Origin of the sequence: Nitrincola sp., assembly GCF_048264025.1 — a bacterium.
Classification (GTDB): Bacteria; Pseudomonadota; Gammaproteobacteria; order Pseudomonadales; family Balneatricaceae; genus Nitrincola.
In genome coordinates this window covers 1-6,287 of record NZ_JBLXDN010000072.1, presented here as the reverse complement: position 1 = coordinate 6,287, position 6,287 = coordinate 1, and the positions used below count along the sequence as shown (strand labels likewise).

The window sequence follows — 6,287 nt, the reverse complement described above, 5'->3', positions numbered from 1 at the left end:
GCGTGCAACACATCTGCTCGAGTCAAAAATAGCTTGCAACACGGGCGGGTCCATATAAGCCCGGTCTCCGGGCGAAAGATCGCTGTGGGAGCCCGCTCCGCGGGCGAATAAACCCCGATTTACAACTTTTCAATCAATTGAGCCATTTCAGCATCCGTACCTATGCTGATGCGCAAAAACTGATTAATGCCCGGTCGGGTAAAATGACGCACCAAAATTTTCTCAGCTCTCAAGGCTTGCATCATCTCTAATGCATCCCGTTCCGGATGAGTAACAAAAATAAAGTTAGTTGCCGATGGCAATACTTTAAATCCCTTGCCAGTCAATGCGGCCGTAGTGTGTTCGCGGGTATGCATAATCCTTTGGCAGACATCTTTAAAATAATCATCATCGGCAATCGAAGCTGTTGCCGTTTCAACGGCCAGCATATCCAGCGGATAAGAGTTAAAGCTGTTCTTAACCCGCTCCAGTCCGGCGATGAGATCCGGATGTCCAAACGCAGCACCGATACGCATGCCAGCCAGTGAACGCGCCTTGGAAAAGGTGTGTGTTACCAGCAGGTTAGGGTAGCGCGAAATCAGGCCGATGGCGGTTTCTGCACCAAAGTCCACATAGGCTTCATCGACCAGTACCAGGCTATCCGGGTGGCGCTGCAATAACTGTTCAATACGGTTGATAGGCAGTGCGATCCCTGTCGGTGCATTGGGATTGGCAAAAATGATCCCGCCATTTTCCCGATTATAATCATCCAGGTTGATCCGAAACTCACTGTCCAGCGGAATTTTTTCGGGTTCAATCTGTAGAAGGTCGCAATAAACTTCATAGAAGCTATAGGTGGTCTCTGGCATCAGCAGAGGCTTGTTGTGGCGAAAAAAGGCCATAAAGGCTAACGCCAATACTTCATCAGAGCCATTGCCGAGAAAAATCTGTGAATTATCCAGGCCATGATATTCAGCCAGTGCCGTTTTCAGCTTGCTGGAATCAGGGTCAGGATACAGGCGCAACCTGTCTGTTGGAAAATCGCGCAGCACTTGCGTCACGCCAGGTGCCGGCGGGTAGGGATTTTCATTGGTATTCAGCTTGATCAGATCGAGCACTTTAGGCTGCTCACCCGGCGTATAAGGTACCAGGGAGCGAATGGCCGGGCTCCAGAATTTACTCATGACAAATATTGCCCCAGATAAACTAAGCTTGGAAGGTAATGAGTCACTCAGTTTAACAGATCAAATCTGTTCAGGGTAATAGCTTGGGCCGCCCAACAGCGTGTTTAACAAGCTTGTTTTATTCAATAGACTTAACCATCTCATTTAACATGAGAAACCGATTTTCAAGGTTTGTTGGTTCTTCCGTGGGCCCTTGCTTCGGTTTCTGTTACGTTTCGAACTTGTTCTGCTTGCCTATCTAGCTTGGGATCAGGTCGAATGGAAGCAAGCAGAAGAAGATGATATTCCACCCTCAGGCACCGTTCAGGAAACCAATGGACGCGGTAGGTTTGAGAGGAAGAGCGCGATACAGCGCGTAACCTGATCATGCGAACTGACATGGATGATCAGACAATCGCTGAGATCGCTGGTATATCGGTGGACGTTGTCGTTCAGCTTCGGGTTGAAATTAAGCACTGATTACACTGGCCAGCTACCGATCCAAAGCACCAACATCCAGCATAGGAGCCGCGTCAATAGTGTGCGCTCCGAGCATGGTGGCAATGCGCTCTAACGATGAAATCACCATCGACTGTTCCCACTCACGCATCAATTCAAATTCCTGTACCAATCTGTCCTGCAGGGTTGCCGGTGCAGACTCCAATAATACCAACGCCTCATCGGTGGGGTAAACCAACACTTTGCGCTTGTCTTCCTGGCTGCGAACCCGGGTGACCAATTGCTTCTTTTCCAGTCGGTCAAGAATACTGGTAACCGTCGCTTGAGTCAGGTTCATCTCTTTCGCCAAAGCACCAACCGTCATCGGGCCCTGCATACGCAGTGTTTGCATTGACATAAGTTGCGGCATTGTCAGGCCAGTGGCGCGGCTTAACTGTTTATCGTGAAGTTCAGTGGCGCGGATAATCTGGCGTAGCAGTACCAATACGTCCTGACTTTTCTGCATAAGTGTTTCCAGCTCTTTAGGGTTACTGTCATAAAAGCCGCTCTTTGTATCGCTTTCATAAAGGTAATGCAAATTGATAGGAATCACCCCTCGGTAATTATATTGTAATGCAATACGATATATTATTTGAGGTTTGGATGCAAAAAAGCGCCAATAGTGCCGTTTAATACCTTAGTTATGCTATCTAGGTGCTGGGGTTGAAACAATCTGTCGATGTGTTTTATAATAGATCCATAGTAAAGCTAAATATAAAGGACACTATGGAAAGCGACACGAAGTACTTTAGAAAACCTGTAGCAACAGATGGTCAGCCACTGAATGCATTAATCAGTCGTTGTCCGCCGTTGGACACTAACTCCACTTACTGCAACTTACTCCAATGTACACATTTTGCAGATACGTCTATTGCCGTCGAGGATGCTGATGGCGCCTTGGTTGGATTTATTTCCGGCTATATTCCGCCTTCACGACCAGATGCACTGTTTGTCTGGCAAGTAGCTGTCGACCCGACCTGTCGTGGCCAGAAACTGGCACAACGGATGTTAACGGCGTTGATTGAGCGCTGCAGGGCAGAGCAGTCTATTCGGTACATTGAAACAACGATTACACCCGGTAATGCGGCATCAGAAGCCTTGTTCAGCCGGGTATACAGCGACCTTAATGCAGCACTGGAAAAAACAGTGCTCTTCAGTCGTAAAGAACATTTTGCCGGTCAGCACGATGATGAAGTGTTATGGCGTGGCGGTCCGATGGGTAAGCCGCAGGCTTAAGAGCCGGTTACCCAAACGTAGAATCCTATTAATGGTAAGGAGAAACAATGAAGATTTTTGAGCAGGTTGAATCAGATGTGCGTACCTATTCACGTTCATTTCCAGTGGTATTTAACAAAGCCAAAGGTGCGTCACTGTTCACCGAAGACGGTAAAGAATATATCGATTTTCTGGCAGGTGCCGGTACACTGAACTATGGGCATAACCATCCAGAACTGCAAAAAGCGCTGGTGGAATACGTACTGGCCGATGGGATTACCCATGGCCTGGATATGTACTCAACCGCCAAGCGGGAATTCCTGGATACCTTCCATGAAATCATTCTAAAGCCGCGTGGCATGGATAAATTCCGTGTCCAGTTTACCGGTCCGACCGGCACCAATGCCGTCGAAGCGGCACTGAAACTGGCACGTAAAGTGACCGGACGCAGCGAAATCGTATCCTTCACCAATGGTTTCCATGGCGTATCCGGCGGTGCGCTGGCCTGTACCGGTAACGAGCACCACCGTGGTGGTATGGGTTCAAGCCTGTCTGACGTAACCCGCATGCCGTTCGATGGCTATCTGGGTGAGGGTGTCGATACCACTGAATACCTGGATAAAGTCCTGTCTGACCCGAGCAGTGGTGTTGATCACCCAGCGGCTGTGATTGTTGAAACCATTCAGGGCGAGGGTGGTTTGAATGCCGCTTCTTTTGAGTGGTTGCGTAACCTGGAAAAAGTTTGCCGCAAGCATGACATGCTGCTGATTGTCGATGATATACAATCTGGTTGCGGTCGCTCAGGCTACTTCTTCAGTTTTGAAAAAGTCGGTATCAAGCCGGATATTATTACCCTGTCCAAGTCACTCAGTGGTTACGGTTTGCCCTTTGCACTGACTATTTTCCGCGATGAGCTGGATCAGTGGACTCCCGGTGAGCACAACGGTACCTTTCGTGGTAATAACCATGCCTTCGTCACGGCTGCCACAGCGTTCAAAACCTTCTGGAAGGATGACACCTTCGCCGCTGAAGTGCGTCGCAAAGCTGAAAAACTGCGTGCTGGCCTGGGATCTCTGATTAATAAACATGGCAAAGGTAGTATGATTCTGAAAGGCCGTGGCCTGATGAGTGGTATTGAGTGTCCAAATGGAGAGCTGGCTGACCGTGTCACCAGCATCGCCTTTGAAAAAGGTCTGATCATTGAAACCAGTGGTGCACACTCACAGGTAGTGAAATGTCTGGTGCCATTGATCATCACCGATAAGCAGATAGAGTTTGGTCTGCGTGTGTTGGATGAATCATTTGCGCAGGCACTGGCTGAACAAAACAGCAAAGCATCTTAATCATCAGAGAGTAAGGAATACATTGTGATAGTACGTACATTGAAAGAATGCGAAGCGTCAGAACGTTGCGTTACAGCAGAAACCTGGAAAAGCGTCAGAATGCTGCTGAAAGATGACAAAATGGGATTCTCTTTCCATATCACCACCATCTTTAAAGGCACAGAAACACATATCTGGTATCAGAACCACCTGGAGTCCGTGTACTGCATGAGCGGTTACGGTGAAGTGGAAACCCTGGCCGATGGCAAGGTGTATCCGATTGAACCAGGTACGCTTTACATCCTGGATAAGCATGATGAGCACCTGTTGCGTGCTACATCAGAAGATATGGTCATGGCCTGCGTGTTTAACCCGCCCCTCAGCGGTAAAGAGGTCCATGATGAAAACGGCGTTTACCCGCTGAGCGAGTAAAAACGATCCGGACAGGAGTCACAATGCACACAGTTGAAAAAATTGGCGGCACTTCAATGAGCCGCTTCAGCGAACTTATGGATACCATCTTGATTGGTAAGCGTAAGGGCGCGGCACTTTATAATAGAATCTTCGTGGTTTCAGCTTACGGTGGTATTACCAATCTATTGCTGGAACACAAGAAGACAGGCGAGCCGGGTGTTTATGCACGGTTTGCCGAAGCTGAAAATGAAACCGCCTGGCAGGCAACGCTGGATCAGGTCCGCACGGCCATGTTGACCAAGAATGCCGAGCTGTTTTCAGGAGATGACTTGATCAAGGCTGACACCTTCATTCTTGAACGAATCGAGGATGCGGCCAGCTGCATGGAAAATTTGCAGCAGCTTTGTACTCTGGGTCACTTTCAGCTTGAGGACCATCTATTAAGGGTTCGCGAAATGCTGGCATCTCTGGGTGAATCGCACAGCGCGTTTAACTCGGTGCTGGCGCTGAACAATGCTGGTATCAATGCGTGTTTTGTGGACCTGTCTGGTTGGCATCAGGAACATCCGCTGAGCTTTGACGAGATGATACTGCATCATTTCAAAGACATAGATCTAAGCTCGCAACTGCCTATTGCCACAGGCTATGCGCACTGCAGCGAAGGGGTTATGCGCACCTTTGACCGCGGTTACAGTGAAATGACCTTTAGTAAAATTGCTACCCTGACTGGGGCGCATGAAGCGGTTATTCATAAGGAATATCACCTGAGCAGTGCGGATCCGGCCGTGGTAGGGCTGGACAATATCGTCACTATCGGGCGAACCAACTATGACGTGGCCGATCAGCTATCCAACCTTGGTATGGAAGCGATCCATCCGAAAGCAGCCAAGGGCTTGCGTCAGAAAGGCATTCAATTGCGGATTAAAAATGCATTTGAGCCTGATCATTCCGGTACGGTTATCAGTAATGACTACTGCAGTGCCAAGCCTTGTGTCGAAATCATAGCGGGTCGTCGCAATGTTTTTGCGATTGAAATTTTCGATCAGGATATGCTCGGTGACAGTAATTACGATATCGAACTGGCCAGGTTGCTGCATCAGTTGAAGCTGTATATTGTCAATCGCGACTCGGATGCCAACAGCATCACCTATTATGTCTCAGGTACACGCAAAATGGTCAATCGTGCGGTGCGCCTGATCGGTGAAGCCTACAAGGGGGCAGAAGTCGATTTAACCAAAGTGGCGATTGTTTCGGCGATAGGTTCAGATCTGAAAGTGTCCGGCATACTGGCACGAACAGTTTCCGCATTAGCGTCAGCCAATATCAGTATTCAGGCATTGCACCAGTCGATGCGTCAGGTTGAAATGCAGTGTGTAGTGAATGAAAGCGATTACGAAAATGCCGTAAAAGCCCTCCACCACGCCTTGATTGAGCAGGAAGACCACGGCGACGTGATTTGCGCGGCTTAATCGCCTGTAGGAGCTCGCTCCGCGAGCGATCAAAATCTTCGCCCGGAGACCGGGCTCCCACAAGGCACCACCACCGCTTGTAGGAGCTCGCTCCGCGAGCGATCAAAATCTTCGCCCGGAGACCGGGCTCCCACAGATCAAAAACTTCGTCCGGAGACCGGGCTTATATGGACCCGCCCGTGTTGCAAGCTATTTTTGACTCGAGCAGATGTGTTGCACGCTTATAT

General features: G+C 49.1%; 6 protein-coding genes. 4 read left to right on the top strand and 2 right to left on the bottom strand.

The genetic code is table 11. The features are described from left to right. Positions 1-119: 119 nt before the first annotated feature. Together hisC and ACN0R1_RS20910 are read right to left on the bottom strand one after the other, a co-directional pair. Positions 120-1,163, bottom strand: coding sequence for a histidinol-phosphate transaminase (gene hisC, locus ACN0R1_RS20915; RefSeq protein ID WP_417586095.1), 1,044 nt, complete (start codon positions 1,161-1,163; stop codon positions 120-122). Positions 1,164-1,635: 472 nt separating this feature from the next. Beyond that, entirely contained in the window at positions 1,636-2,106 is a 471-nt protein-coding gene (locus tag ACN0R1_RS20910; RefSeq protein ID WP_417586094.1) for a MarR family winged helix-turn-helix transcriptional regulator, read from the bottom strand. Between the two features lie 260 nt (positions 2,107-2,366). On the opposite strand from ACN0R1_RS20910, the gene ectA reads away from it, so the two are divergent. Genes ectA through ACN0R1_RS20890 form a run of 4 tightly spaced genes read left to right on the top strand, consistent with a single transcriptional unit; the run spans position 2,367 to position 6,060 of the window. Beyond that, positions 2,367-2,876 (top strand): diaminobutyrate acetyltransferase, encoded by a 510-nt coding sequence (gene ectA / locus ACN0R1_RS20905; protein ID WP_417586093.1) that lies wholly within the window; start codon positions 2,367-2,369, stop codon positions 2,874-2,876. A gap of 47 nt (positions 2,877-2,923) precedes the next feature. After that, positions 2,924-4,198, top strand: a complete 1,275-nt coding sequence (gene ectB, locus ACN0R1_RS20900) for a diaminobutyrate--2-oxoglutarate transaminase (protein ID WP_417586092.1) — start codon at positions 2,924-2,926, stop codon at positions 4,196-4,198. Between the two features lie 24 nt (positions 4,199-4,222). After that, entirely contained in the window at positions 4,223-4,609 is a 387-nt protein-coding gene (locus ACN0R1_RS20895; RefSeq protein WP_151054341.1) for an ectoine synthase, read from the top strand. 23 nt (positions 4,610-4,632) lie between these two features. After that, a complete protein-coding gene (locus ACN0R1_RS20890; protein ID WP_417586091.1) occupies positions 4,633-6,060 on the top strand; it encodes an aspartate kinase in 1,428 nt (475 codons plus the stop codon). The last annotated feature ends 227 nt before the right edge of the window (positions 6,061-6,287 follow it).

Coding starts and splice junctions, on each gene's coding strand:
- ACN0R1_RS20890 (WP_417586091.1), top strand. CDS start 4,633: ATGCACACAGTTGAAAAAATTGGCGGCACTTCAATGAGCCGCTTCAGC.
- ectA (WP_417586093.1), top strand. CDS start 2,367: ATGGAAAGCGACACGAAGTACTTTAGAAAACCTGTAGCAACAGATGGT.
- ectB (WP_417586092.1), top strand. CDS start 2,924: ATGAAGATTTTTGAGCAGGTTGAATCAGATGTGCGTACCTATTCACGT.
- ACN0R1_RS20910 (WP_417586094.1), bottom strand. CDS start 2,106: ATGCAGAAAAGTCAGGACGTATTGGTACTGCTACGCCAGATTATCCGC.
- hisC (WP_417586095.1), bottom strand. CDS start 1,163: ATGAGTAAATTCTGGAGCCCGGCCATTCGCTCCCTGGTACCTTATACG.